The following is a 24,657-nucleotide window of genomic DNA, read 5'->3' as shown; positions in this document are numbered from 1 at the left end:
TTCCCGATCCAGGAGATGACCCTCCCCGTCGCCATGTCCGGCACGGACGTCATCGGCCAGGCCAAGACCGGTACCGGCAAGACGCTCGGTTTCGGCCTCCCCCTGCTGGAGCGCGTCGTCGTCCCCGCGGACGTCGAGGCCGGCCGTTCCACGCCGGATCAGCTCACCGACGCCCCGCAGGCCCTCGTGGTGGTTCCGACCCGCGAGCTCTGCACCCAGGTCACCAACGACCTCCTCACCGCGGGCAAGGTCCGCAACGTCCGCGTCCTCGCCATATACGGCGGCCGCGCGTACGAGCCGCAGGTCGAAGCGCTCAAGAAGGGCGTCGACGTCATCGTCGGCACCCCGGGCCGCCTGCTCGACCTGGCCGGGCAGAAGAAGCTCGACCTCTCCAAGGTCAAGGCCCTCGTCCTCGACGAGGCCGACGAAATGCTCGACCTGGGCTTCCTGCCCGACGTCGAGAGGATCATGAGCTACCTGCCGGCCAAGCGGCAGACGATGCTGTTCTCGGCGACCATGCCGGGTGCGGTCATCGGACTGGCCCGCCGGTACATGACGCAGCCGACGCACATCCGCGCCGTCTCCGAGGACGGCGAGGGCGCGACCGTCGCCAACACCACGCAGCACGTCTTCCGTGCGCACAACATGGACAAGCCGGAGCTCGTCTCCCGCATCCTGCAGGCCGAAGGCCGCGGGCTCGCCATGATCTTCTGCCGCACCAAGCGCACGGCGGCCGACATCGCCGAGCAGCTGGAGAAGCGCGGCTTCGCGTCCGGCGCCGTCCACGGCGACCTGGGCCAGGGTGCCCGCGAGCAGGCGCTGCGCGCCTTCCGCAACGGCAAGGTCGACGTGCTGGTCTGCACCGACGTCGCCGCGCGCGGCATCGATGTCGAGGGTGTCACCCACGTCATCAACTACCAGACGCCCGAGGACGAGAAGACCTTCCTGCACCGCGTGGGCCGCACCGGCCGCGCGGGCAAGAAGGGCATCGCCGTCACCCTGGTCGACTGGGACGACATCCCGCGCTGGCAGCTGATCAACAAGGCGCTGGAGCTGGACTTCCACGACCCGGTGGAGACGTACTCCACGTCCCCGCACCTGTACGAGCAGATGAACATCCCGGCCGGCACCAAGGGTGTCCTGCCGCGCGCCGAGCGCGTGCGGGCCGGCCTGAAGGCCGAGAACCTGGAAGACCTGGGCGAGACCGGCGGCCGCGGTGGCCGTGGCGGCCGCGACGGTGGCCGTGACAGCGGTCGTGACGCCGGTCGTGACCGTGGACGCGATGGCGGACGAGACGGTGGCCGTGACGGTGGCCGCAGTGCCGCCGCTCCGGTCGCCGAGGAGCGTGCCGCCCGGACCCCGCGCCAGCGTCGCCGCACCCGCGGCGGCTCGGACCAGGGCGCCGAGCTCCTGGCCCCGGTGACCACCGAGGCCACGCCGGTCAGCCCCGTCGCCGCGCCCGCCGCGGCGGTGCAGGCTCCGGAGGCTCCGGCCGCCGACGAGGCGCGCAAGCCGCGCCGTCGCCGGACCCGGTCGGCCGCTCCGGCCGCCACCTTCGTGGCCCCCGCGGCGGCGCTGGAGCCCCTGGCCCCGTTCGTCGTGGAGCCCGAGCCCGACTTCCAGATGGCTCCGATGGTCGAGCCGGTCCGGGAGCGCCGCACCGGCGCCGCCCGCACCAGCGCCCCGCGCGCCCGTGCCCCCCGCAAGGCCGCGGCCGCTCCGGTCGCCGCCCCGGTGGCCGAGATCGTCGCCCAGGCCGCCGTGGTCGAGGCTCCGGCCGCTCCGGCCGTCGCCGCGGCCGCTCCGGTCGCGGTCGCGGTCGCCGAGGAGGCCCCGGTCAAGCCGAAGCGCACGCGGACCCGCAAGGTCGCAGCAGCCGCCCCGGCCGCCGAGGTCGTCGCCGAAGCCGCCGCTCCGGTGGCGGAGGAGGCTCCGGTCAAGCCGAAGCGCACCCGGACCCGCAAGGTCGCGGCCGCCGCCCCGGAGGCTCCGGCCGACGACGCCGCCGCCCCGGCCGAGGAGGCTCCGGCCAAGCCGAAGCGCACGCGGACCCGCAAGGCCGTCGCCGCGGTGGAGACCCCGGAGGCGTAACGCCCTGCCGATGGCCCCGGTCCCCTTTCGAGGGGGCCGGGGCCATCGGCGTACCCGGACCCGGGCGGAGCTCCCGTACGGGCGTACGGGCCGGTAACCTCGGCCCATGAGCAAGCCGCCGACCCTCACGCTCCCGCCCGCAGCCCGCGCGTACCGGCTGACCACGGCCCGCGGCGAGTTCGCCGTGCACGAGGCGGTGCCCGGCGGGCCGGCCCGCGGTACCGCCCTGCTGGTGCCCGGCTACACCGGCAGCAAGGAGGACTTCATCGGCCTCCTCGGGCCGCTCGCCGACGCCGGATACCGCGTCGTCGCCGTCGACGGGCGCGGCCAGCACGAGAGCGGTGGCCCGCGCACGCAGGCCCCGTACGCCCTGGCGGAACTGGCGCAGGACGTCCTCGCGCAGACCGCCGCCCTGGACGCGGCGGGTCCGGTACACCTGCTCGGGCATTCGCTGGGCGGGCTGATCGTCCGGGCGGCCGTGGTCCGCGATCCGGCCCCGTACGCCAGCCTCACGCTGTTGAGCAGCGGCCCGGGCGCGGTCTGCGCGGACCAGCAGAGCCGCACGAAGCTGCTGGTCTCGGCGCTGGAGGCGATGGGCGACGACATGGAGGGCATCTGGGCGGCCATGCGCGCCATGGATCCGCGCGACGCGCCCCCCGAGGACCCGGCCCTCGCGGCCTTCCTGCGCGCCCGCTGGCTGGGGACCGTCCCCGAGCAGCTGATGGTCACCGGCCGGGCGCTGATCGAGGAGCCGGACCGGATCGACGAGCTGGCCGCCGCGGCCCCCGGGCTGGCCAAACTGGTGCTGTCCGGGGAGTCGGACCCGGTGTGGCCTGTGTCGGAGATGGACGCGATGGCGCACCGGCTGGGGGCGGCGCGGGTGGTGGTCGCGGGGACGGAACACTCCCCGAACGCCGAGGATCCGGCGGCCACGGCGGCGGCGCTGGCGGCGTTCTGGCAGGGCTCTGGCGGGGCTCTGGCGGGGTCTCCGACGTCTCCGGTACCCGTTAGTAGTTAGACAAGGAAAAAATTTCCTTAGCGTAGGGAATGTTTGCGGCTTACACTTCGTTAACCCTGTACAAGGAGAAACACTGACGAAGGGAGAAGCCCCGTGCGCTTCGAGATTCTGCGCCTGGACGACGTCGACGGATCTGCCGTGGACAGCACCGTCGTGGACGCGGCCTCCGTCAACCGGATCGTGCAGCAGGCCGCGGCCGTAGGCCAGCGCATCCTGATCCGACCGGCCGAGACCGTGTCCAACTGACCGCGTCCACCTATTCGCCGAACGCCCCCGCACCGATCCGTGCGGGGGCGTTCGCATGCGCGGCGGGTCGCGCGGGGCGCTACGCGGTCTGGATCACCTGGAGCACGCCGTTGATGATCTGCTGGACGGCGATCGCGGACAGCATCATGCCCGCCAGACGCGTCACGAGGACCACACCGCCGTCCTTGATCACGCGGATGATGACGAGCGAGTAGCGCATCACCACCCACAGCACGATGTGCATCGCGACGATCGCGGCCCACACCGAGAACTGCCCGGTCATCCCGTCGGCCTTCTGCACGGCCAGGATCACCGAGACGATCGCGCCGGGCCCGGCGAGCAGCGGCATGCCGAGCGGGACGAGCGCGACGTTCACGTCCTTGGTCTGCTTCGGCTCGTCGGTCTTGCCGGTGAGCAGGTCGAGCGCGATGAGCAGGAGCAGCAGTCCGCCCGCGATCATCAGGGCCGGCACGGAGACGTGCAGGTAGTCGAGGATCTGCTGGCCGCAGAGGCCGAAGACGGCGATGACGCCGAAGGCGACGCAGACGGCCTGCCAGGCCATGCGGCGCTGCACCTTGGCGGGGCGGCCGGAGGTCAGCGCGAGGAAGATGGGCGTGATCCCCGGGGGGTCCATAATCACGAAAAGCGTGAGAAAGAGGGATCCGAAGACGGCGAAATCGAGCACAGTGATGCCTTGCAGGTGAGGGGTGTCACGAAAAAAAGGGGCAGAGCGGGAGGGGGCGGCGGCAGCGGTCAGCCGCGCACGCGTCCACCGGCGCCGGGGACCGGGAACGCCCCGGTGGCACGGCGGGTGATCTCGCCGTAGATCTCGGGGTCGGTCGTGTACTCCCCGAGGCGGCAGGTCTTGCGGCTGCCGTGGTAATCGCTGGACCCGGTGGTCAGCAGACCGAGGTCGCCGGCCAGGCCGCGCAGGCGTGCGCGGGTGGCCTCGTCGTGGTCCATGTGGTCGACCTCGATGCCGTCGAGGCCGGCCGAGGCGAGGGCGGCTATCGCGCTCTCCGGCACGCAGGTGCCGCGCTTGACGGCGGCGGGATGCGCGAAGACGGTGACCCCGCCGGCCGCCTTGACCAGGCGGATCGCGTCGAAGGGGTCGAGCTCGTGCTTCTCGGCGTACGCGCGGCCGCCGTCGGCGAGCCAGTCCGCGGTGAAGGCGTCCGAGACGGTGGGCACGACGCCCAGCTCGACGAGCGCGGCGGCGATGTGCGGGCGTCCCACGGAGCCCTCACCGGCGATCCGGGCCACCTGCTCCCAGGTGATGTCCACCCCGAGGCCCTGCAGCTTGCCGATCATGGTCTGCGCGCGCGGGATGCGGTCGTCGCGGACGAGCTCCCGCTCACGGTGGAGCTCGGGCTCCTCGGGGTCGAAGAGGTACGCCAGCATGTGCATGCCGATGCCGTCGAGACGGCAGCTCAGCTCGGCGCCGGTGACCAGGGTCAGCCCCTGGGGCAGCGCGGCGATGGCCTCGCGGTATCCGGCAACGGTGTCGTGGTCGGTCAGCGCCACCACGTCGAGCCCGGCACCGGCGGCATTGCGCACCAGCTCGGCGGGGGTGTCCGTACCGTCCGAGGCCGTGGAGTGGGCGTGCAGATCGATGCGCACAGCCGAACTCCAGGGTTCACACGCGGACGGGGGACGCTCCAGGATACCGTCCGCTTCCCCCGGTACGGGCCCCACCGGACCGCCCGCGCCCCGGACCGCCGGACGGAGGCCGGCGCGTCAAGAAGGCTGGGAAACAATGCGTGGGCTCAGGGCGCCGCAAGGCAGCAGCTCCACCTCGGTTCCCGCGTCGCGCAGGTCGGTCAGGACCAGCTCGTCGTACATCAGCAGGCCCGACTGCTCCGGCCAGACGATCGCCCACAGCCACAGCCCGCGCGCCTCGCCGGCGAAGACGGCCCGGTCCTCGGGGACGCCGGTGACGTGCCACAGGGGCGTCGGGCGCCCGGCGGCGACCACCTTGGCGTGCGGCGGGGCGGAGACGTTCATGTAGCGGCCCGGGTCGGGGGCGTCGAGGCCGGCGAACCGCGCGCCCAGGCCGACGCCCAGCTCCTCGGCGATCAGCAGCAGCTCGCCGATGCCGCCGAGCGGGCCGGGACCCGAGCAGGCCACGGCGGTGGCCCGGCCGCCACTGCGGTCGTCACCGGCGGAGGCGACCCCGGTGAACAGCCAGCCGACGGGCAGCGGCCAGGGCATCCAGACCGGCACCTGCGCCCGGTTCACCACCACGCCCAGGCCTTCGACGCTCGGCGGGATCACGGGTTGCAGCGGATGGACGGTGCCGTGCAGCGCGCACTGCCAGGAGTCGGCGAAGAGACCGGGCGCCCTGACCCGTCCACCGCACTTCGGGCAACTCGGTTCGCCCCTCATAAGAAGCCACGCTCCTCCCCGCCACGCGCCCCGTCAAGATGCGATCACCCGTCCGGGCGGCCGGGCGGTGGCCGGATGCTCAGTCCAGTGCGACTGCCGTACGCAGAGGGTCCCGCAGATCCGTGCCGCGCGCGAGCCAGCGTTCCTGGAGGGCGGCCGCGCCGTGGACCCGCTTCCAGGCCGCCTCGTTCGCCGTCATCGGCAGGAGGGGGAAGAAGGAGACGGGGTCCATGGGGTCGTCCAGGACGATGTCCTCGACCAGGCCGCCGGGCTCCCCCACGAGCACGGAGGTGAACGGCGCCCCGTCCCACAGGGGTTCACCCACGTCCAGTGAGGCGCCGGGCGCCACGACGAGTCCTTCCACCTGGGGCGACGCCGCCAGCACGGCCAGCGGACGCAGCAGCTTGTCGGTGGGCGCGAGCCCGCCCCGTACGGTCAGCACGAGCTCCGCGCGCGGGCCTCGCACCGGGTCGGAGACCACCGCCGTCGGGTCGGTCATCGGCTGGGCGGACATGCCGAGGGTCGCGTACCGCACGAGGTCGCCCTCGGTGAAGCGGAGGACTTCGAAACGGTCGGTGCCCAGGAAGGTGACGGCGGCGCGGGCATCGGGTTCGCCGAGCACGGCGCGCAGCCGGGCTTCCACAAGGGCCAGAATTTCTGCCATGGAGCGAGCATAGAACTCGTATCAGCCGGGTAAAGAGCGCCTCTTGACCATCCGTCGGCTGATATCGTTGACCGCTGGTCGGGGACGCTCTCAGAAGAGAAGTTTCAGTGCCCCGGCGACAGGACGTCCCTTACGGGGGACCGGCCGGAGGAGGTGGGGCTGCGGTGCATCGAAGTCGATCGCACAGTACGTGCGGTACCTCTCGCTCTTCCCCTTCGCCGACGGGCGCGCCGCGCCCCCTTTGATCCGCGCGTCTTTGAATCAACACGCCGGATCGGTCGAAGAGCGACGGAAGAAACGTGTCCTCCCGTCCTGATCCTTCCGCCTGCCCGCCCGGACTGCCGACCGGGTGAGCGTGCCGTCCGGAAGGACCTCCCACCCGTACGGTCCGCAGCCGTGCGCGCGAAGGAGCCTGCCATGTCGATGCTGCCCTACCTCCGTGCCGCCGTCCGCCCCGCGCTGCGCAGGTCCACCCCGGCACAGCCGGGCTACGACACCACCCGCGACCCGTCCGCGGACAGCGCGGTGGTGGACTGCGCCGTCTACCGCGACGGGCGGCGCGACGTGCGCGCGCAGGGGGTCTCCTGTCTGACGCCCCGTGAGGCGCTGCGCGAGGTCCGCGCGGACGGCGGTTTCGCCTGGATCGGCCTGCACGAGCCGACGGAGGCCGAGTTCGCGGGGATCGCCGCCGTGTTCGGGCTGCACCCGCTCGCCGTGGAGGACGCGGTGCACGCGCACCAGCGGCCGAAGCTGGAGCGCTACGACGACACCCTATTCACCGTCTTCAAGACGATCCACTACGTCGAGCACGCCGAACTCACCGCCACCAGCGAGGTGGTGGAGACCGGCGAGGTGATGTGCTTCACCGGCCCCGACTTCGTCATCACCGTCCGGCACGGCGGCCACGGCTCCCTCAAGGGCCTGCGCCACCGCCTCCAGGACGACCCGGCGCTCCTCGCCAAGGGGCCGTCCGCCGTCCTGCACGCCCTCGCCGACCACGTGGTCGACGGGTACATCGCCGTCGCCGCGGCCGTGCAGGACGACATCGACGAGGTGGAGAGCGAGGTCTTCGCCGCCCCCGCCAAGGGCGCCGCGCGCGGCGGCGACGCGGGCCGCATCTACCAGCTCAAGCGCGAGGTGCTGGAGTTCAAGCGGGCCGTCTCCCCGCTGCTGCGTCCCATGGAGCTGCTCAGCGAGCGCCCGATGCGGCTGGTGGAGCCCGACATCCAGAAGTACTTCCGCGACGTCGCCGACCACCTGGCCCGCGTGCACGAGCAGGTCGTCGGCTTCGACGAGCTGCTGAACTCCATCCTCCAGGCGAACCTGGCACAGGCGACCGTCGCGCAGAACGAGGACATGCGCAAGATCACCTCCTGGGCGGCGATCATCGCCGTGCCCACCATGATCTGCGGGGTCTACGGGATGAACTTCGAGCACATGCCGGAGCTCCAGTGGCGCTACGGCTATCCGATGGTGATGGCCGCCATCGCCGGGACCTGTTTCACCATCCACCGGGCCCTGCGCCGCAACGGCTGGCTGTGAGGGTGCGGGGGCCGCTGGCTACCCTGTGCGCATGACTCTCAGCGCGCTCGATCTGGCCCTCGTCGAGGAGGCCACCAAGAAGTCCGGCCTCATCTGGGTCCGCGGCTCCGGGGCCGACCGCGGCCTGTGGCACGCCTGGGTGGACGGCGCGGCGCACGTGCTCGGCGACGGGCCCGGGGAGCAGCCGTTCCCGGGGCTCGCGGACGGGGCGGCGGCCGAGGTGACCGTGCGCAGCAAGGACAAGGGCGGCCGGCTCGTCGCGTGGACGGCGACCGTACGGGAGCTCGTGCCCGGCAGCGAGCCGTGGGAGGCCGCGGTGGCCGAGCTCAAGGGCAAGCGGCTGAACGCGCCCGACTCCGCCGAGATGACCGAACGCTGGGCGCGGGAGTGCCGGCTGCTGCGCCTGGAGCCGGAGTCGGTCCGGGCCGCCCTCCCCGGGGGTTCGCTCGCGGCGGCTCCGCTGGGCTCCCCGGCGACGACCCGGCGGCCCATCCCGGCCGGGCTGCCCAAGCTGCTGCTGAAGCGGAAGAAGAAGGCGGCCCGCTGAGCCGCGGCGGGACGGCCCGGAAGGCCCGGACGACCTGGACTGCCCGGACCGCCTGGACCGCCTGGACCGCCTAGCCCTGCGGGTTGGCGCCCTGGCCGGAGCCCTGGGGGGCGCCCTGGCCGGAGCCGCCCTCCTGCTCCTTGGTCGTGGGCAGCTCGGAACCGTAGTCCACCGTCTGGTCCGGCGCGGGCGCGGTCAGCTCGACCGGCGCGCCCCATTCCGCGAGGGTCACCCGGCCGGCGCCGCCCGCGCGTTCCATGAGGAGCGGGTAGGGGGTGCCCTCCAGGGAGACCGAGAGTTTGCCGCCCTTGCCCTTGTCCGCCGAGACCTGGACGGCCCGGGTGAGCCCGACCTTGGTGTAGTCCTCGCCCTTGGTGAGCTTCCCGTCGAGCCCGAGCAGCCCGTCGAGCATGACCTGCATGTCGGTGAACCCGCGGAACTGCTTGTACGAGGGGTCGCCCTCGGGCACCTTGACGAACTTGTCGCCGAGCTTGCCGGCCGCCTCGGACTGGCCCCAGAACGCGGCGCCCGCCTTGAGGTAGAGCTGCTCCCCGACCCGCAGCAGCTGGAAGGTGGTGTCGTCCTGGGACTTCACCTCGCCGGAGCCGCCGTCCGCGCCGAGCCGCATGTCCAGGGTGAAGGACTTGCCGCCGCTGACCAGCGTGCCGGAGAGGTGGACCGACTGGGCCCCGGTGACGGCCGTCTTCGCCTTGTCCTCGATCTGGTCGGCGGACAGTTTGCCGACCCCGTTCGTCCCCTCGTCGGGGTCCGCCCCGCACCCCGTTCCGACGACGGCCAGGCCCGCGCAGAGGGCACTGACGAAGGCGGCCCGGCGCAGCCGCAGGGCGGGGAAGTAGGCGGTCACGGGCAGGTGCCCCTCTCGTTGCGTCGGCGAGCAGCTGGCAGCGTACCCGCCCGTACGAGGGCCTCCGCGCGGCGCCCGTGCGCAGCTCGTGGGGACGCGCGTACGGAGGCCGTAGGGGCACCGCGGGGGCACCGCGCCGGTACCGGGGGGATGCCCGGGCGGACGGCCCCACCAGGAGGTTGTGTGCGGTACGGGCTAACCTGAGGGCGGCAGTACCGGTGATCGACGGATGACGCAGCTCGTAGGAGGCGCTCGGATGGCGGCAGGCGCCCCACGGATCTTCGTCTCGCATCTGTCGGGTGTGCCCGTCTTCGACCCCAACGGCGACCAGGTGGGCCGGGTACGCGACCTCGTCGCGATGCTCCGCGTCGGCGGCCGGCCGCCCCGGCTGCTCGGACTGGTCGTCGAGGTGGTCAGCCGGCGGCGGATCTTCCTGCCCATGACCCGGGTGACGGGCGTCGAGTCGGGCCAGGTGATCACCACCGGTGTGGTCAACATGCGGCGCTTCGAGCAGCGCCCCACCGAGCGGCTGATCCTCGGCGAACTGCTGGACCGGCGGGTGCGCCTGGTCGCGGGCGACGAGGAGGTCACCGTCCTGGACGTGGCCATCCAGCAGCTGCCGGCCCGCCGCGACTGGGAGATCGACCGGATCTTCGTACGGAAGGGCAAGTCGGGTGCGCTGCGGCGGCGCGGCGAGACCCTGACCGTGGAGTGGTCGGCGGTGACGGGCTTCTCGCTGGAGGAGCACGGACAGGGCGCCGAGAACCTGGTCGCCACCTTCGAGCAGATGCGCCCCGCGGACGTGGCGAACGTCCTGCACCACCTGACGCCGAAGCGGCGCGCCGAGGTGGCGAGCGCGCTGGACGACGACCGGCTCGCGGACGTCATGGAGGAGCTGCCCGAGGACGAGCAGGTGGAGATCCTCGGGAAGCTGAAGGAGGAGCGCGCGGCCGACGTCCTGGAGGCGATGGACCCGGACGACGCGGCCGACCTGCTCTCGGAGCTGCCGGAGGACGACAAGGAGCGGCTGCTGACGCTGATGCGGCCGGACGACGCCGCCGACGTGCGGCGCCTGCTGTCGTACGAGGAGAACACCGCGGGCGGTCTGATGACCACGGAGCCGATCGTGCTGCGGCCCGACGCGACGGTCGCCGACGCGCTGGCCCGCGTACGGCAGTCGGACCTGTCGCCGGCGCTGGCGGCGCAGGTGTACGTGTGCCGGCCGCCGGACGAGACGCCGACGGGCAAGTACCTGGGCACGGTGCACTTCCAGCGGCTGCTGCGCGATCCGCCGTTCACCCTGGTCAGCTCGATCGTGGACACCGGGCTGGCGCCGCTGCGGCCGGACGCCTCGCTGCCGGTGGTGACCAGCTACCTGGCCGCGTACAACATGGTCGCGGTCCCGGTCGTCGACGAGAGCGGCTCGCTGCTGGGCGCGGTCACCGTCGACGACGTACTGGACCACCTGCTGCCGGACGACTGGCGGGAGACGGACTTCCATGCGGAGGGTTCCGGGGGTCCCGAGGATTCCGAGCGTGCGGAAGGGGCCCTACGTGGGAACTGAGCGGGGGCGCGGCGAGCAGCCGGACCGGGAGCCGCGGCGCGAGCGGCGCCGGGAGCAGAGCCGGGAGCGGCGCGAGCGCGCGCGGGCCCAGGCGCGCGAGTACGGGCTCGCGGAAGCGGCCGCGGAGCGGGCGGAACGTTCCTCTTTCGAGCGCGGCGAGCGGGCGAAGGCCAGTCAGTCGAGCGGGGCGAGCGCGCTGACGCGCTCGCGCGCGCGGCTCGACCTGCCGCGCCCGGCCCGCCGGCGGCTGCTGCCCGAATACGACCCGGAGGCCTTCGGGCGGCTCTCGGAGCGGGTCGCGCGGTTCCTCGGGACGGGCCGGTTCATCGTCTGGATGACCGTCGTCATCATCATCTGGGTGCTGTGGAACATCTTCGCCCCGGCCGACCTGCGCTGGGACGAGTACCCCTTCATCTTCCTGACCCTGATGCTGTCGCTCCAGGCCTCCTACGCGGCTCCGCTGATCCTGCTGGCGCAGAACCGCCAGGACGACCGGGACCGGGTCAACCTGGAGCAGGACCGCAAGCAGAACGAACGCTCGCTGGCCGACACCGAGTATCTGACCCGGGAGATCGCGGCCCTGCGGATGGGTCTGGGAGAGGTCGCCACGCGCGACTGGATCCGGTCCGAGTTCCAGGATCTGATCAAGGAGATGGACGAACGGCGGCTATTCCCGCTCGAGAGTGACGAAGGTGACCGCTAGCGGGCTTTCCTGAGGCCCGCCACCGCGCCGTACCATCGGGGCATGGCTACCGAGACAAGCTCCGCCGACGCCGCCGCCGTGCCCGAGCAGGACGCGATCCTGGACGCGCTGGCGACGGTGAACGACCCCGAGATCCACCGGCCGATCACCGAGCTCGGCATGGTCAAATCGGTGGAGATCGGTGACGGCGGCGAGGTCGCCGTCACCGTGTACCTGACCGTGTCGGGCTGTCCGATGCGCGAGACCATCACCAACCTGGTCACCGAGGCCGTGCAGCGGGTCCCCGGCGTCACCTCTGTCGCCGTCACGCTGGACGTGATGAGCGACGAGCAGCGCAAGGACCTCGCGGCGACCCTGCGCGGCGGCACCGCCGAGCGCGAGGTCCCCTTCGCCCAGCCCGGCTCGCTGACCCGCGTCTACGCGGTCGCCTCCGGCAAGGGCGGCGTCGGCAAGTCCTCGGTCACCGTGAACCTGGCGGCGGCGATGGCGGCCGACGGCCTGAAGGTCGGCGTCGTCGACGCCGACATCTACGGCCACAGCGTGCCGCGCATGCTCGGCGTGGAGGGCCGCCCCACCCAGGTCGAGAACATGATCATGCCGCCGTCGGCGCACGGCGTGAAGGTCATCTCCATCGGCATGTTCACCCCGGGCAACGCGCCCGTGGTGTGGCGCGGTCCGATGCTGCACCGGGCCCTCCAGCAGTTCCTGGCCGACGTGTTCTGGGGCGACCTGGACGTCCTGCTGCTCGACCTGCCGCCGGGTACGGGCGACATCGCGATCTCCGTGGCCCAGCTCGTGCCGAACGCCGAGATCCTCGTCGTGACCACCCCGCAGCAGGCGGCGGCCGAGGTCGCGGAGCGGGCCGGCTCGATCGCCGTGCAGACCCACCAGAAGATCGTCGGCGTCGTCGAGAACATGTCCGGGCTGCCGTGCCCGCACTGCGACGAGATGGTCGACGTGTTCGGCTCGGGCGGTGGCCAGAGGGTCGCCGACGGCCTGACCAAGACGGTCGGCGCGGCGGTGCCGGTGCTGGGCTCGATCCCGATCGACGTCCGCCTGCGCGAGGGCGGCGACGACGGCACCCCGGTCGTCCTGTCCGACCCCGACTCCCCCGCCGGCGCGGCCCTGCGCGCCATCGCGGGCAAGCTCGGCGGCCGCGCCCGCGGCCTGGCGGGCATGTCCCTGGGCATCACCCCGCGCAACAAGTTCTGACGCGCGAAGTATCTGACACGCGCAAAAAGGGGGGCCCGGCGATGGAATTCCATCGCCGGGCCCCCCTTTTTGCGCGTCCTGCGCGCACTTCGTGCGTCCTACTCGTACGCCGCCAGGTCCCCGATCACCGAGAAGCCGAGCCCGTACGCGCTCATCCCGCGGCCGTACGCACCCAAGTGCACCCCGCTCCCGGTGGAACCCGCCAGGACCCACCCGAACTCCGACTCGCGGTAGTGGAACGGCGTCGGCTCCCCGTCCACCGGCAGCGACAGCGTCGACCAGTCCGGCCCCGCGAGGTCGTCCGCGAGTTCCCACGCGGCCTCGGTCTGCTGGTCGAGCCAGTCGTCGCGCAGGCTGTGGTCCATCTGCCCCGGCCAGCTGTAGGCCAGCAGCCCCGAGCCGGCCAGCCAGGCCGCCGAGGAGACCGAGGTGGCCTCCAGGACGCCGGTGCCGTCGGCGGTGCGGCGCAGCGGGTTGCTGGCCACGGTGACGACCACCGCGAAGCGCTCCTTCTCCCCGGTGGCGATCTCGCCGCGGGCGGACGGCTCGTCCCCGTGACCGGTCGAGCCGTGCTCCACGCTGCCGTCGGCGCCGGCGGCGACCTGCATCAGCCAGCGGGGGCCGGTGAAGGCCCCGTCCAGCCCGTACCAGGGGAAGTCGGCCCGCAGGTACCCCTCGGCCGCCCGGCGGGCGGCAGGGACGGGCGGGGCGGCCGCGTCCAGGGACTGCGGAGGGTCCTGGGGTGCGGGCGTCTGAGCCTCGGCAGGCTGCGTGCCTACCCGGCTACTGCTCGTCGTCTCCATCGATGCGGCCTCTCGTTCCGTGGGCTCCGGAACGGCCCACCCCCCTCGGGCGTCCTGGATCCGGACTCAAGGAGGATAGCCATCCGACCGCGGTTCGCCGGGCAGGCGGGCTCGCGCGTGGTCCCCGGTGGCGTCAGGTCGCGTCGGCGTCGTAGCGGGAGCGCTGCTCCTGCGCCGGGGGCGCGGGCTTCTTGACCATGTCCGGGCCGGTGCCCGGCGCGGCGGCGGGGAGGGCGCCGGCGGCGGCCTCGGCCGCGTCGGATTCCTTGCCGTTGACCGCGTCGGTGACGTCGGTCAGCTCCTTGCGGAGATCGAAGCTGCTCCGGATCTCCTTGAGGTCCTCGTTCTCGGTCAGCTGCTTGCGGATGAAGTTCTTCGGGTTCAGGTCCTCGAACTCGAAGTCCTTGAATTCCGGGCCGAGCTCGGAGCGGATGTCCTGCTTCGCGCTGTCGGAGAACGCGCGGATCTTCCGGATGACGCCCGTGACGTCCTGGATGACCTTGGGCAGCTTGTCCGGGCCGAAGATGAGAATCGCGAGCACCACGATCGTGACCAGCTCGAGTGCGCCTATGTCGTTGAACACCTTGCCCCGCTCCTCGGCTCTCTTCACGTCAGGCCTGTCACACGGTACCCGGCCCGGTCCCGAGGCCAATACACCAGGACCGGCTGACTACGGGACGGGTTCGGCATTCACCCGCCCGTCATGATCCGTTCGCCGATCCGAGGACCACCTCCAGCGTGCGCTCCCGGCCCTCGCGCAGCACGGTCAGGGTGAGCCGGTCGCCCGGCCGGTGGGCGCGGATCTTGATCACGAGCTCGTCGCCGCCGTGCACCCGTACCCCGTCGACCTTGGTGATCACGTCGCCCGGCCTGATGCCCGCGCGGGCTCCGGGCCCGCCCACGGTGACGGCCGACGTCCCGTTCTCGCCCTTCTCCCCCACCCGGGCCCCGTCGCCGGAGTAGTCCATGTCCAGGGTGACGCCGATGACGGGGTGGGTGGCGCGGCCGGTGCGGATCAGCTCCTCGGCGACGCGCTTGCCCTGGTTCACCGGGATGGCGAAGCCGAGGCCGATGCTGCCGCGCTGCTGTCCGGAGCTGTCCTTGCCGTCGCCTCCGCGGATGGCGCTGTTGATGCCGATGACCTGGGCCTTGGCGTCGAGGAGCGGTCCGCCGGAGTTGCCCGGGTTGATGGGGGCGTCGGTCTGGAGGGCGTCGACGTAGCTGACGTCGCTGCCGTCGCCCTTGTCGCCGCCCGCGGTGATGGGGCGGCCGGTGGCGCTGATGATGCCGGCGGTGACGGTGTTGGACAGGTCGAAGGGGGCCCCGATGGCCACCACCGGGTCGCCGACCTCGACGTTCTCGGAGTTGCCGAGCGCGAGCGGCCGCAGGCCCCGTACCCCGTCGACCTTGACGACGGCCAGGTCGTATCCGGTGTCGCCGCCGACCAGCTCGGCGGGGACGCTCTCGCCGGTGCTGAAGGTGACCGTTATGGTCCGGGCCCCGTTGACCACGTGGTGGTTGGTGAGGATGTGGCCCTGCCCGTCGAGGACGAAGCCGGTGCCGGTCGAACTGCTCTCCGCGCCGCTGACGTGCAGGGTGACCACACCGGGCAGCGCGGTGGCGGCGATCCCGGCGACGCTGTCGGGAGCCCGGCCGCGGTCGGCCGGGGCCGCCTGCGGGAGTTCGAGGCGGGTGGCGGCCTGCCGCTCGGCGAGGACCCCGGCGTAGCCGCCGATGCCTCCGGCCAGGAGGGCGGTCCCGACACCGAGGACGATGCCCTGGCGCAGCCGGAGCCGGCGGGAGCCCGCCCGGCCGTGGTCCACCGCCTGGAGCGGCCGCACGTCCCACGGGTCGTACCGCGGCGCCGCGTCCGCCTCCGGCGTGGTCGGCGGGGGCGGTACGGATCCCTCGTGCGCGGCCACGGGCTGCGCGGGCCGGCTCCACCACTGGGGGACCGGGGCGGGGGCGGGGGCCGGAGCGGTCACCGGGCCCCCGTCCGCGGGCGACTCGGCCCGCGGGGGCGGTACGAACGCCTCGTACGCGCCGACGGGATCGGCGGGGCGGCTCCACCACCGGGGCAGGGGGTCGGGGACCGGATCCGCCGCCGGATCGGTCTGCTGGCTGTCGGACATGGGCGCTCCCCGCCTACCTGTCGGTCTCCGCCGGCCGCCCGGGGCGGCGCATCTGGCGGAGATTCAACCAGGTCGTCCGGACCGCCCGCCCCGGCGGTCCGGACAGGCGGGAGGAGGAGGACACCCCTGGCCCGGCCCCGACGGCTATCGGTACAGGGACCAGACGGCTATCGGTACAGCGACACAGGGCGTGCGGAGGTGGTCGGGCGGGAGGGCGTGGGGGAGGCCGCGAGGGGGGTGACCGGGCGGAGCGTCGGGACGGTGCCCGGCTTCGTCATCCGCTTCTCCCGGACCACCGCGTCGACCATCGGGACCACCGGTCCCGTGCGCGCGGCCGGGGCCTCGCCCCGGGCATTGGGCTCGACCGCTTCCATCGGCAGCGAGCCGCCCAGCGCGATCGCGGCGAGCGACACCGCTCCGGCGGCAACGAACCCGAGGCGGCGCCGCTGGCGGCCCACTTCGTGTATCCGGAAGCCCTGTTGCTGCGGCGCGGCGGCGGCCGCGGGCGGCGCGTAGCCGAAGGACGCGAAGGGGTCGGCTCCCGCCGACGGGCCGAAGGGGCCGGACGGCCCTGAGGGGCCCTCGGAGCCGCCTCCCGGCAGCCCCTGCAACCGCGCCAGGAGCCCGGCCGACAGCGCAGGCGCCGCGCTCTCCACGAACATGGTCTTCAGGCGCCGCTGCGCATCGGCCTCGGCCTTGCACTTGGGACACGTCGCCAGGTGCGCCAGCACCCGCTCGCGCGCGTCGTGGCCCAACTCCCCGTCCACGAGGGCGGCGAGCCGGTCGCCCAAATGCTGTTCGGCAGAGGAAGCCTGTTCGGCGGAGAAAGCCTGTTCGGCAGGCGACGGGGACGGACTGATCCCACTCACTCGGCTCCGCCCTCTCCCCCGGCGCCGGGCGCGCCCACCGCCACACCGGCCAGCGCGCGCTGCTCGGCACGGGCCTCGGGAGACCGGTGCTTGAGCGCCTTGCGCAGGTGCGAACGGCCCCGGTGGATACGGCTGCGCACGGTGCCGAGCTTCACGCCGAGCGTGGCGGCGATCTCCTCGTACGACAGGCCCTCGATGTCGCAGAGCACGACGGCCGCGCGGAACTCGGGCGCGAGGGTGTCCAGCGCCTGCTGCACGTCCGCGTCGAAGTGGGTGTCGTGCAGGACCTGCTGCGGGGACGGCTCACGGCTCGGCAGCCGCTCGGCGGCGTCGTCGGCGAGGGCGTCGAAGCGGATCCGCTGCTTGCGGCGGACCATGTCCAGGAAGAGGTTCGTGGTGATCCGGTGCAGCCAGCCCTCGAAGGTGCCGGGCGTGTACGTGGACAGCGAGCGGAAGACGCGGACGAAGACTTCCTGCGTCAGGTCCTCGGCGTCATGCTGGTTGCCCGTCAGCCTGTAGGCGAGGCGGTAGACCCGCGCGCTGTGGGTGCTGACGATCTCCTCCCACGAGGGAGGCGTCCACGCCTGGGAGCCCGCATCGGCGGCGAAGGTCGCGGTGGTTGCGGTGTCTACGGTGCGGAAACGGTCAGCAATGTTGGTCACGGATTTCGGCTCACCGGCCGACCAGAAGAGGCGTCGGAGGACACCCCCACGATCCACAGGCGCAGCCGCACCTCCCCTGTCGGCTCTGGTGGTGTCCAGCGGAATCCCTACCATAACCACCCCTCCCGTCAGCTCTGGATAAGCTTTTTTGCAGTAACTTTGCACGGGCTCCGGGTCCCAGGCCGCTCTTGCGTCTCTACTGCTCTCAACGCCCGGTCCCATCTGCGGGTTCCCGACTCCAGCGGATACAGTCACCGTTGCGCCAACTATGGGGACAGGAGAGGGTCATTACCGGCAACCGGCAGACGAGCTGGGCGTTCGCCGACGCGTTTGTCGCCGAAGACGACGCTCTGCGATGGGCCCGCGACCGGTCCAGGGAAGCGGGACTCCGTTCCGTCTCCCCCGGCACCGGGGCCGCGCTGCGCCTGCTCGCCGCCACGGCCGACGCGAAAGCGGTCGCCGAGATCGGCACCGGAACCGGCGTGTCCGGCATCCACCTCCTGCACGGAATGCGCGCCGACGGGGTCCTGACCACGGTGGATCCCGAAGCGGACCGGCAGGCCTTCGCCCGCCAGGCCTTCCGTGCCGCCGGCTTCGCGGGCAACCGCGCCCGCTTCATCCCGGGCCGCGCCCTGGACGTACTGCCCCGGCTGGCCGACGGCGGATACGACCTCGTCTTCTGCGACGGGGACCCGTCCGAGTCCCTCGACTACCTCGCTGAATCGTTGCGCCTGCTCCGCCCCGGCGGCCTGGTCTGCTTCGAGGGAGTCTTCTCCGACGGCCGTACGGTCGACTCCGCGGCCCAGCCCGTGGAGGTGCTCCGCGTCCGCGAGCTGCTGCGCAGCGTCCGCGAGAGCCCGGCCCTGGAGGCCGCCCTGCTCCCGGTGGGCGACGGCCTGCTGTGCGCGGTCCGGCGCTGAGCCCACGCGGGTCAGCGGGTCGGCGGGTCGGCGCAGCAGCCGGTCAGCGCAGCAGCGCGAAGGTCAGCGCGGCCGTACCGCCCAGCACGGTTCCGGCGAGGAGCTGCACCGGGGTGTGCGCCTTCAGGACCAGCCGGGACCATCCCGCGCCGGCGGCGATCAGCACCGCGGGAAGCAGCGCCGGGCCGAAGACCAGCAGCAGGATCATCACGGTGCCGCCGGCCACCGACATGTGGATGGATATCTGCCAGCCGACCGTCACCAGCAGCGAGGAGACGAGGCCGGCGAGCATCGCGACGACGAGCGCGAGGACGTCGGCCGGGGCGCCGAGCCCGTGCAGGAGGGCGATCCCGGCGACGACCGAGCCCAGGCTCAGCCCCATCGGGACGACCCGCTGGCGCCGTATCCGGATGTGCTGGTCGGTCAGCGCCCCGCGCCGGACCCCGAGCAGGACGATGCCGATCGGGACCACCCCGCAGAACAGGGCCCCGAGCAGGCCCCAGCCGAGACCGGACCACGACCCGGTGCTGTGCCAGCCGATCAGCAGGAGCTGGGCCACCACCAGGTTCGCCGGCGCCAGGACCTCCGTGAGGGCCCGGGCCGCCTTCTGGCGGGGCGTGCAGTCGGCGAAGGCGGGCGGCGCGGGCGGGGAGAAGGTCACGGCACGGCTCCAGCGATCACGGCCACGGGCCACGGGCCACGGGGACACAACACTGCCCCGACCGCATAGCGCGGCCGGGGCAGTGCAGAGAACAGCGAAAGTACTGTCAGCGTCCTTGGGGGATCAGCCGACGACCTTCTTCAGGGCGTCACCCAGGGCGTCCGCCTCGTCCGGAGTCAGCTCGACGACGAGCCGACCGCCGCCCTCGAGCGGTACGCGCATGACGATGCCCCGCCCCTCCTTGGTGACCTCGAGCGGGCCGTCGCCCGTCCGCGGCTTCATGGCCGCCATGCTCGTTCCCCTTCCTGAAACCAGTTCATCGTCAGCCGACGGCCCCATTCAGGCGCCTAGTACCCGGCATCGAACACATTGCTTCCAGGCCATTATCCCGCATGTCAGGACCCGATGACCAACATCGGCTGGGAACGCTTGTGCAACGCGCTTGACCAAAACCACTCATTTCGGGGACCCGCCTGCGATACTTCGCCGCCGCGCCACGAGTCTGCCCTTCCGTTTATTTGACGCACATCACATGTCCGACCCCGGTCCGGTCCGCCATGCTGACCCTTGCACCGGCCGGTACCGGCCGGTAGCCAGCCCGCGACGAAGGGGGACCCCCGCCATGGCCGACAGCGTGCTCTACGAAGTGACCGACGGACTCGCAACCATCACGATCAACCGTCCCGAGGCCATGAACGCCATGAACACCGAGGCCAAGGTCGCCCTGCGCGACGCGGCCCGGGCGGCGGCCGCGGATCCGGCGGTACGGGCGGTCCTGCTCACCGCGGCCGGCAACCGGGCGTTCTGCGTGGGCCAGGACCTCAAGGAGCACGTCGGGTTCCTGGCGGCCGACCGCGAGCACGGCTCCTCGCTGACCATGAACACCGTGGCGGAGCACTACAACCCGATCGTCCGGGCGCTGACGGAGATGCCGAAGCCGGTGGTCGCGGGCGTGAACGGCGTCGCGGCGGGCGCGGGCTTCGGCTTCGCCCTGGCGGCGGACTTCCGCGTGGTCGCGGACACCGCCTCCTTCAACACCTCCTTCGCGGGGGTCGCCCTGACCGCCGACTCGGGCGTCTCCTGGACCCTGCCCCGCCTGATCGGCGGCTCGCGCGCCTCCGACCTGCTGCTCTTCCCGCGGTCCGTGAAGGCCCAGGAGGCACTGGAACTCGGCATCGCGAACCGCGTGGTCCCCTCGGACGAGCTGGCGGCCGAGGCGCTGGCCGTGGCCCGGCGGCTCGCGCAGGGCCCGACGGTCGCCTACGCGGCCCTGAAGGAGTCCCTGGCGTACGGGGCCTCGCGGTCGCTGTCCGACGCGCTGGACCACGAGGACGTGCTCCAGGGTCGTGCGGGGGCCTCCGAGGACCACGGGATCGCTGTCGCGGCCTTCCTCGCGAAGGAGGCTCCGCGATACGTGGGCCGCTAGCGGCTCCGCCGGGCGGTGCGGGTGCCGCTGCGCGGGGCGAGGTCCCCTACCCGCCCTTCGCCCGTTCCCCGGGGCTGCGCCCCGGACCCCCTGGGGCTCCGCCCCGGACCCCCTGGGGCTCCGCCCCAGACCCCGCGCCTCAAACGCCGGCGAGGCTGAAATTTTGCCGCGCAGCGGCAAATCCAGCCCGTCCGGCGTTTGAGGACCGGGTCCGGGCAGAGCCCGGGGAACGGTGGAAGGGCGGGTAGGGGACCTCGCCCCGCAGGTCAACTCAGGTCGCGGGCCACGCAGCGGGCCAGGTGGTCGTTGACCAGGCCGCAGGCCTGCATCAGGGCGTAGGCCGTCGTGGGGCCCACGAAGCGGATGCCCGCCTTCTTCAGGGCTTTGGCCAGGGCCGTGGACTCCGGGGTCACCGCCGGGATCTCGGTGGTGCTCTTCGGGGCCCGCCCTGGCGCCGGGGCGTGGGACCAGATCAGGGTGTCCAGTTCGCCCTCGCCCCACCCGGCCAGGGTCTTGGCGTTGGCGAGGGTCGCCTCGATCTTGGCCCGGTTCCGGATGATCCCCTCGTCGGCGAGGAGCCGTTCCGCGTCCGCCGCGCCGAACTCCGCGACCTTGGCGATCTCGAAGCCCGCGAAGGCCGCCCGGAACCCCTCGCGGCGGCGCAGGATCGTCAGCCAGGACAGCCCCGACTGGAAGGCCTCCAGGCACAGCCGCTCGTACAGCGCGTCGTCCCCGTGGACCGGACGTCCCCACTCCGTGTCGTGGTACGCGATGTAGTCCTCGGTGGACAGCCCCCAGGGGCACCGCAGGCCCCCGTCGGGTCCGGCGAGCACTCCGCTCACTGGTCGGCGGCCTTGGTCAGGTCCACTGAGCCGTCGGCCGGCCCGGCCGCGGGCGCCGGCGCGGCCGCGGCGGTGAGCTCGGCGATCCGCGCGTCGCGCTCCGCCAGCTCCGCCGCCAGCCGCTCCAGTACGTCGTCCACGTCGGCCATCCGGTAGCCGCGCGGGGCCACGGGCAGGCGCAGCTCGTCGATGTCCGCCCGTACGACGGGACGGTTCTCCGGCAGGGCGTCGGACAGCCGGTCGGGCTCGGCCTCCGGCAGCACGGCCTCGGCCCCCCCGCCCGCCACCGCGAGGGTGACTCCGGCGACGACCACGACCAGCGCGATGAGCAAGAACGCGAACACGATCAACTCCCCTGAGAGACTCCGGCCACCAGGTTAAGGTCGCTGGCGAGGCGCAAGGGTCGCCGAAGGAGGAAAGAGCAGGATGCTGCGACTGGGCAGGCGCGAGTTCGACGACCACGAGCCGGTGATCATGGCCATCGTGAACCGGACCCCTGACTCCTTCTACGACCAGGGAGCGACCTTCCGCGACGAGCCGGCCCTGGACCGGGTCGAGCAGGCGGTGGCCGAGGGCGCCGCGATCATCGACATCGGCGGGGTGAAGGCCGGTCCCGGCGAGCACGTGGACGCGGCGGAGGAGGCCCGGCGCACGGTGGGCTTCGTCGCCGAGGTCCGGCGCCGCCACCCCGACGTGGTGATCAGCGTCGACACCTGGCGGCACGAGGTCGGCGAGGCGGTCTGCGAGGCCGGGGCCGACCTGCTGAACGACGCGTGGGGCGGGGTGGACCCGAAGCTCGCGGAGGTCGCCGCGCGCCACGGGGCGGGCATCGTCTGCACCCACGCGGGAGGGGTCGAGCCGCGGACCCGGCCGCACCGGACCGAGTACGAGGACGTGATGGCCGACATCCTCCGCGTCACGGTCGGCCTGGCCGAGCGTGCGGCGGCCCTGGGTGTCCCCCGCGAGTCGATCATGATCGACCCGGGCCACGATTTCGGGAAGAACACCCGCCACTCACTGGAGGCCACCCGCCGTCTCTCCGAGATGACGGAGACGGGCTGGCCGGTCCTGGTCTCCCTCTCCAACAAGGACTTCGTCGGCGAGACCCTGGACAAGCCCGTGAAGGAACGCCTCCTGGGCACCTTGGCCACGACGGCCGTCTCGGCCTGGCTGGGCGCCCAGGTCTACCGCGTCCACGAGGTCGCGGAAACCAAGCAGATCCTCGACATGGTCCGCTCGATCCAGGGCCACCGACCCCCGGCAGTCGCCCGCCGGGGCCTCGCCTGAGCCCACACCCCGACGGCCGGAGGCCGACGCAGCCGCTCGAAGCCGGTAAGGCGCCCCGGCGCCGAACCGAGCGCGAGAGCGGCGTGAAGAAGGAGCTCCTCGACATGGTCCGCTCGATCCAAGGCCACCGACCCCCTGCGGTCGCCCGCCGGGGGCTGGCCTGAGGCAACACGGACCGGCCCGGCCCGGCCCGGCCCGCCTGAGGCAACACGGACCGGCCCGGCCCGCCGGAGGCCCGTGCGGCCTCCGGCGGGGTCTGCTACCTGCCGACTTCCTTCGTCACGAGCGCGATCGCCTCGTCCACGTCGTCGGTGACGTGGAAGAGGTAGAGGTCCTTCTCCGAGGCCTTGCCCTGCGCGATGACCGTGTTCTTCAGCCAGTCGATGAGCCCGCTCCAGTACTCCGTGCCGAACAGCACGATCGGGAAGCGGGTGATCTTCTGCGTCTGGACCAGGGTCAGGGCCTCGAACATCTCGTCGAGGGTGCCGAGCCCGCCCGGCAGGACCACGAAGCCCTGGCTGTACTTCACGAACATCGTCTTGCGGACGAAGAAGTAACGGAAGTTCAGCCCGAGGTCGACGTGCTGGTTGAGCCCCTGCTCGAAGGGGAGCTCGATGCCCAGGCCCACCGAGATGCCGTTGGCCTCCCGCGCGCCCTTGTTGGCCGCCTCCATCGCGCCCGGACCGCCGCCCGTGATCACCGCGAAGCCGGCCTCCACGAGCGCGCCGCCGATCCGCACGCCCGCCTCGTACTCCGGCGAGCCCGCCGGAGTCCGGGCGGAGCCGAACACGCTGATCGCCGGCGGCAGCTCCGCCAGCGTGCCGAAGCCCTCGATGAACTCCGACTGGATGCGCAGGACCCGCCACGGATCGGTGTGCACCCACTCGGAGGGCCCGGCCGTATCCAGCAGCCGCTGGTCCGTCGTACTGCCGGCCTGCACCTGGCCCCGCCTCCTCAGCACCGGCCCGAGCTGCTGCTCCTCGGGCCGACGACGAGCGGACCCTTCAGGGTTGCCCATGATGTGCTCCCTCCTGCTGATCGTTGGATCAGGTTAGGCGCACAAAGGTGACGAGAAGCGGAATTCAGGAGGTCAGCCAGGCGCGGAGTCGTTCCTCGCAGTGGAGGATCGCCTTCGTCTCCACGCGCTCGTCGGCCTTGTGGGCCAGCAGGGCGTCGCCCGGGCCGTAGTTGACCGCCGGGACGCCCAGGGCGCTGAAGCGGGAGACGTCCGTCCAGCCGAACTTCGGCATGGCTTGTCCTCCGACGGCCTCCATGAAGGCGGCGGCGGCCGGGTGGGAGAGGCCGGGGAGGGCGCCGGGCGAGAGGTCGTCGATGACGAACTCGTCGATGTCGCAGTCCGCGAAGACCTCGCGGACGTGGGCGATCGCCTCGTCCGTGGTCCGGTCGGGAGCGAAGCGGAAGTTGACCGTGACCGTGCACGCGTGCGGGATGACGTTGTTGGCGACGCCGCCCTCGATGCGGACCGCGTTGAGGCCCTCGTGGTACTCCAGGCCGTCGATCACGGGCTTGCGGGGCTCGTACGCCGCCAGCTTGGCCAGGATCGGGCTCGCCGCGTGGATGGCGTTGGAGCCCATCCAGCTGCGCGCGGAGTGGGCGCGCTCGCCGGCCGTGCGGAGCAGGACGCGCAGGGTGCCCTGGCAGCCGCCCTCGACCTCGGCGTTGGAGGGTTCGAGGAGGACGGCGAAGTCGCCGGTCAGCCAGTCGGGGTGGGCTTCTGCGACCTTGCCGAGGCCGTTGAGGTCGGCGGCGACCTCTTCCTGGTCGTAGAAGACGAAGGTGAGGTCCCGGTTGGGTTCGGGGACCGTGGCCGCGATGCGCAGCTGTACGGCGACGCCCGACTTCATGTCGGTGGTGCCGCATCCCCACAGGACGTCGTTCTCGTCGAGGCGGGAGGGCACGTTGTCTGCGATCGGCACGGTGTCGAGGTGCCCGGCGAGCACGACGCGTTCGGCGCGGCCCAGGTGCGTGCGCGCGACCACGTTGTTGCCGAAGCGGTCCACGGTCAGGTGCGGCAGGCCGCGCAAGGCGTGTTCCACGAGGTCGGCGAGTACCTTCTCGTCGCCGCTCACGGAGGGGATGTCGACGAGCCGGGCGGTCAGCTCGGCGGCGTCCAGGGTGAGGTCCAGCTCGGATTCGGACATGGAGTGACCCTAACGCCCCGGGCTGGGGCGAAGCCTTGTCCGTCCGGCCGATGGAC

27 protein-coding genes are annotated in these 24,657 nt (G+C 72.5%); 11 read left to right on the top strand and 16 right to left on the bottom strand.

Annotated features, from left to right (window positions below; genetic code table 11):
- The first annotated feature begins 15 nt into the window (after window positions 1–15).
- From MTF69_RS18635 to MTF69_RS18625, 3 genes are all read left to right on the top strand, one after another.
- Window positions 16–2,091, top strand: a complete 2,076-nt coding sequence (locus tag MTF69_RS18635; protein ID WP_243335972.1) for a DEAD/DEAH box helicase — start codon at window positions 16–18, stop codon at window positions 2,089–2,091.
- 106 nt (window positions 2,092–2,197) lie between these two features.
- The gene (locus MTF69_RS18630) at window positions 2,198–3,109 is read left to right on the top strand and encodes an alpha/beta fold hydrolase (protein ID WP_243335971.1); all 912 of its coding nucleotides are present in this window, start codon (window positions 2,198–2,200) and stop codon (window positions 3,107–3,109) included.
- Between the two features lie 93 nt (window positions 3,110–3,202).
- On the top strand, window positions 3,203–3,355 hold the full coding sequence (locus tag MTF69_RS18625) for a hypothetical protein (protein WP_243335969.1): 153 nt from the start codon (window positions 3,203–3,205) through the stop codon (window positions 3,353–3,355).
- Between the two features lie 79 nt (window positions 3,356–3,434).
- On the opposite strand, the gene MTF69_RS18620 is transcribed toward MTF69_RS18625, so the two are convergent.
- From MTF69_RS18620 to MTF69_RS18605, 4 genes are all read right to left on the bottom strand, one after another.
- Complete coding sequence (locus tag MTF69_RS18620) at window positions 3,435–4,040, bottom strand: MarC family protein (RefSeq protein WP_243335967.1); 606 nt, start codon at window positions 4,038–4,040, stop codon at window positions 3,435–3,437.
- Between the two features lie 68 nt (window positions 4,041–4,108).
- Window positions 4,109–4,975, bottom strand: coding sequence for a PHP domain-containing protein (locus MTF69_RS18615; protein WP_243335965.1), 867 nt, complete (start codon window positions 4,973–4,975; stop codon window positions 4,109–4,111).
- A 117-nt stretch (window positions 4,976–5,092) separates the two neighbouring features.
- A complete protein-coding gene (locus MTF69_RS18610) occupies window positions 5,093–5,740 on the bottom strand; it encodes a DUF6758 family protein (RefSeq protein WP_243335963.1) in 648 nt (215 codons plus the stop codon).
- A gap of 79 nt (window positions 5,741–5,819) precedes the next feature.
- Complete coding sequence (locus MTF69_RS18605; RefSeq protein WP_243335961.1) at window positions 5,820–6,404, bottom strand: suppressor of fused domain protein; 585 nt, start codon at window positions 6,402–6,404, stop codon at window positions 5,820–5,822.
- A gap of 417 nt (window positions 6,405–6,821) precedes the next feature.
- Here MTF69_RS18605 and MTF69_RS18600 point away from each other — a divergent pair, with 417 nt between their 5' ends.
- Both MTF69_RS18600 and MTF69_RS18595 read left to right on the top strand, forming a co-directional pair.
- On the top strand, window positions 6,822–7,946 hold the full coding sequence (locus MTF69_RS18600) for a magnesium and cobalt transport protein CorA (protein WP_243335959.1): 1,125 nt from the start codon (window positions 6,822–6,824) through the stop codon (window positions 7,944–7,946).
- A gap of 31 nt (window positions 7,947–7,977) precedes the next feature.
- Window positions 7,978–8,493 carry a hypothetical protein gene (locus MTF69_RS18595; RefSeq protein ID WP_243335956.1) on the top strand — a complete coding sequence of 172 codons (516 nt, stop codon included), beginning with the start codon at window positions 7,978–7,980 and terminating at the stop codon, window positions 8,491–8,493.
- A 70-nt stretch (window positions 8,494–8,563) separates the two neighbouring features.
- Here the strand turns inward: MTF69_RS18595 and MTF69_RS18590 are convergent, their stop codons facing one another.
- Window positions 8,564–9,358, bottom strand: coding sequence for a hypothetical protein (locus MTF69_RS18590; RefSeq protein WP_243335955.1), 795 nt, complete (start codon window positions 9,356–9,358; stop codon window positions 8,564–8,566).
- A 256-nt stretch (window positions 9,359–9,614) separates the two neighbouring features.
- Here MTF69_RS18590 and MTF69_RS18585 point away from each other — a divergent pair, with 256 nt between their 5' ends.
- From MTF69_RS18585 to MTF69_RS18575, 3 genes are all read left to right on the top strand, one after another.
- A complete protein-coding gene (locus tag MTF69_RS18585) occupies window positions 9,615–10,922 on the top strand; it encodes a magnesium transporter MgtE N-terminal domain-containing protein (protein ID WP_243335953.1) in 1,308 nt (435 codons plus the stop codon).
- A gap of 196 nt (window positions 10,923–11,118) precedes the next feature.
- Window positions 11,119–11,625, top strand: coding sequence for a DUF1003 domain-containing protein (locus MTF69_RS18580; RefSeq protein ID WP_243336148.1), 507 nt, complete (start codon window positions 11,119–11,121; stop codon window positions 11,623–11,625).
- A 96-nt stretch (window positions 11,626–11,721) separates the two neighbouring features.
- Window positions 11,722–12,837, top strand: coding sequence for an Mrp/NBP35 family ATP-binding protein (locus tag MTF69_RS18575; RefSeq protein WP_243336147.1), 1,116 nt, complete (start codon window positions 11,722–11,724; stop codon window positions 12,835–12,837).
- A gap of 98 nt (window positions 12,838–12,935) precedes the next feature.
- Here MTF69_RS18575 and MTF69_RS18570 read toward each other — a convergent pair whose 3' ends face one another.
- From MTF69_RS18570 to sigE, 5 genes are all read right to left on the bottom strand, one after another.
- Window positions 12,936–13,640, bottom strand: a complete 705-nt coding sequence (locus MTF69_RS18570) for a hypothetical protein (protein WP_243335951.1) — start codon at window positions 13,638–13,640, stop codon at window positions 12,936–12,938.
- A 133-nt stretch (window positions 13,641–13,773) separates the two neighbouring features.
- Window positions 13,774–14,223 (bottom strand): sec-independent translocase, encoded by a 450-nt coding sequence (locus tag MTF69_RS18565; protein WP_243336146.1) that lies wholly within the window; start codon window positions 14,221–14,223, stop codon window positions 13,774–13,776.
- 118 nt (window positions 14,224–14,341) lie between these two features.
- Window positions 14,342–15,772: a trypsin-like peptidase domain-containing protein gene (locus tag MTF69_RS18560; protein ID WP_308401424.1), complete on the bottom strand. Its 1,431-nt coding sequence runs from the start codon at window positions 15,770–15,772 to the stop codon at window positions 14,342–14,344.
- A gap of 167 nt (window positions 15,773–15,939) precedes the next feature.
- Window positions 15,940–16,641, bottom strand: coding sequence for a zf-HC2 domain-containing protein (locus tag MTF69_RS43420; RefSeq protein ID WP_308401423.1), 702 nt, complete (start codon window positions 16,639–16,641; stop codon window positions 15,940–15,942).
- Complete coding sequence (gene sigE / locus MTF69_RS18550; RefSeq protein WP_243335949.1) at window positions 16,638–17,417, bottom strand: RNA polymerase sigma factor SigE; 780 nt, start codon at window positions 17,415–17,417, stop codon at window positions 16,638–16,640. Before sigE ends, MTF69_RS43420 begins: the two co-directional genes overlap by 4 nt.
- Window positions 17,418–17,560: 143 nt before the next feature.
- Here sigE and MTF69_RS18545 point away from each other — a divergent pair, with 143 nt between their 5' ends.
- Window positions 17,561–18,223 carry an O-methyltransferase gene (locus MTF69_RS18545; protein ID WP_243335946.1) on the top strand — a complete coding sequence of 221 codons (663 nt, stop codon included), beginning with the start codon at window positions 17,561–17,563 and terminating at the stop codon, window positions 18,221–18,223.
- A 43-nt stretch (window positions 18,224–18,266) separates the two neighbouring features.
- Here MTF69_RS18545 and MTF69_RS18540 read toward each other — a convergent pair whose 3' ends face one another.
- Both MTF69_RS18540 and MTF69_RS18535 read right to left on the bottom strand, forming a co-directional pair.
- Window positions 18,267–18,884, bottom strand: a complete 618-nt coding sequence (locus tag MTF69_RS18540; RefSeq protein ID WP_243335944.1) for a hypothetical protein — start codon at window positions 18,882–18,884, stop codon at window positions 18,267–18,269.
- Window positions 18,885–19,007: 123 nt separating this feature from the next.
- A complete protein-coding gene (locus tag MTF69_RS18535) occupies window positions 19,008–19,175 on the bottom strand; it encodes a DUF3117 domain-containing protein (protein ID WP_003966491.1) in 168 nt (55 codons plus the stop codon).
- Window positions 19,176–19,506: 331 nt separating this feature from the next.
- On the opposite strand from MTF69_RS18535, the gene MTF69_RS18530 reads away from it, so the two are divergent.
- Window positions 19,507–20,310: an enoyl-CoA hydratase/isomerase family protein gene (locus tag MTF69_RS18530; protein WP_243335942.1), complete on the top strand. Its 804-nt coding sequence runs from the start codon at window positions 19,507–19,509 to the stop codon at window positions 20,308–20,310.
- Between the two features lie 266 nt (window positions 20,311–20,576).
- Here the strand turns inward: MTF69_RS18530 and MTF69_RS18525 are convergent, their stop codons facing one another.
- Complete coding sequence (locus MTF69_RS18525) at window positions 20,577–21,152, bottom strand: DNA-3-methyladenine glycosylase I (RefSeq protein ID WP_308401422.1); 576 nt, start codon at window positions 21,150–21,152, stop codon at window positions 20,577–20,579.
- Window positions 21,149–21,502, bottom strand: a complete 354-nt coding sequence (locus tag MTF69_RS18520) for a DivIVA domain-containing protein (protein WP_243335940.1) — start codon at window positions 21,500–21,502, stop codon at window positions 21,149–21,151. The genes MTF69_RS18525 and MTF69_RS18520 overlap by 4 nt, the downstream gene beginning before the upstream one ends.
- Window positions 21,503–21,578: 76 nt before the next feature.
- Here MTF69_RS18520 and folP point away from each other — a divergent pair, with 76 nt between their 5' ends.
- Complete coding sequence (gene folP, locus MTF69_RS18515) at window positions 21,579–22,439, top strand: dihydropteroate synthase (protein WP_243335938.1); 861 nt, start codon at window positions 21,579–21,581, stop codon at window positions 22,437–22,439.
- Between the two features lie 259 nt (window positions 22,440–22,698).
- Here folP and MTF69_RS18510 read toward each other — a convergent pair whose 3' ends face one another.
- Both MTF69_RS18510 and dapE read right to left on the bottom strand, forming a co-directional pair.
- Window positions 22,699–23,457, bottom strand: coding sequence for a TIGR00730 family Rossman fold protein (locus tag MTF69_RS18510; protein ID WP_243335936.1), 759 nt, complete (start codon window positions 23,455–23,457; stop codon window positions 22,699–22,701).
- Window positions 23,458–23,521: 64 nt separating this feature from the next.
- Window positions 23,522–24,601 carry a succinyl-diaminopimelate desuccinylase gene (gene dapE, locus MTF69_RS18505; RefSeq protein WP_243335927.1) on the bottom strand — a complete coding sequence of 360 codons (1,080 nt, stop codon included), beginning with the start codon at window positions 24,599–24,601 and terminating at the stop codon, window positions 23,522–23,524.
- Window positions 24,602–24,657 lie beyond the last annotated feature (56 nt).

This window comes from Streptomyces sp. AP-93 (assembly GCF_022808175.1).
Lineage (GTDB): Bacteria > Actinomycetota > Actinomycetes > Streptomycetales > Streptomycetaceae > Streptomyces.
This window is presented reverse-complemented; position numbering and strand designations above follow the sequence as displayed.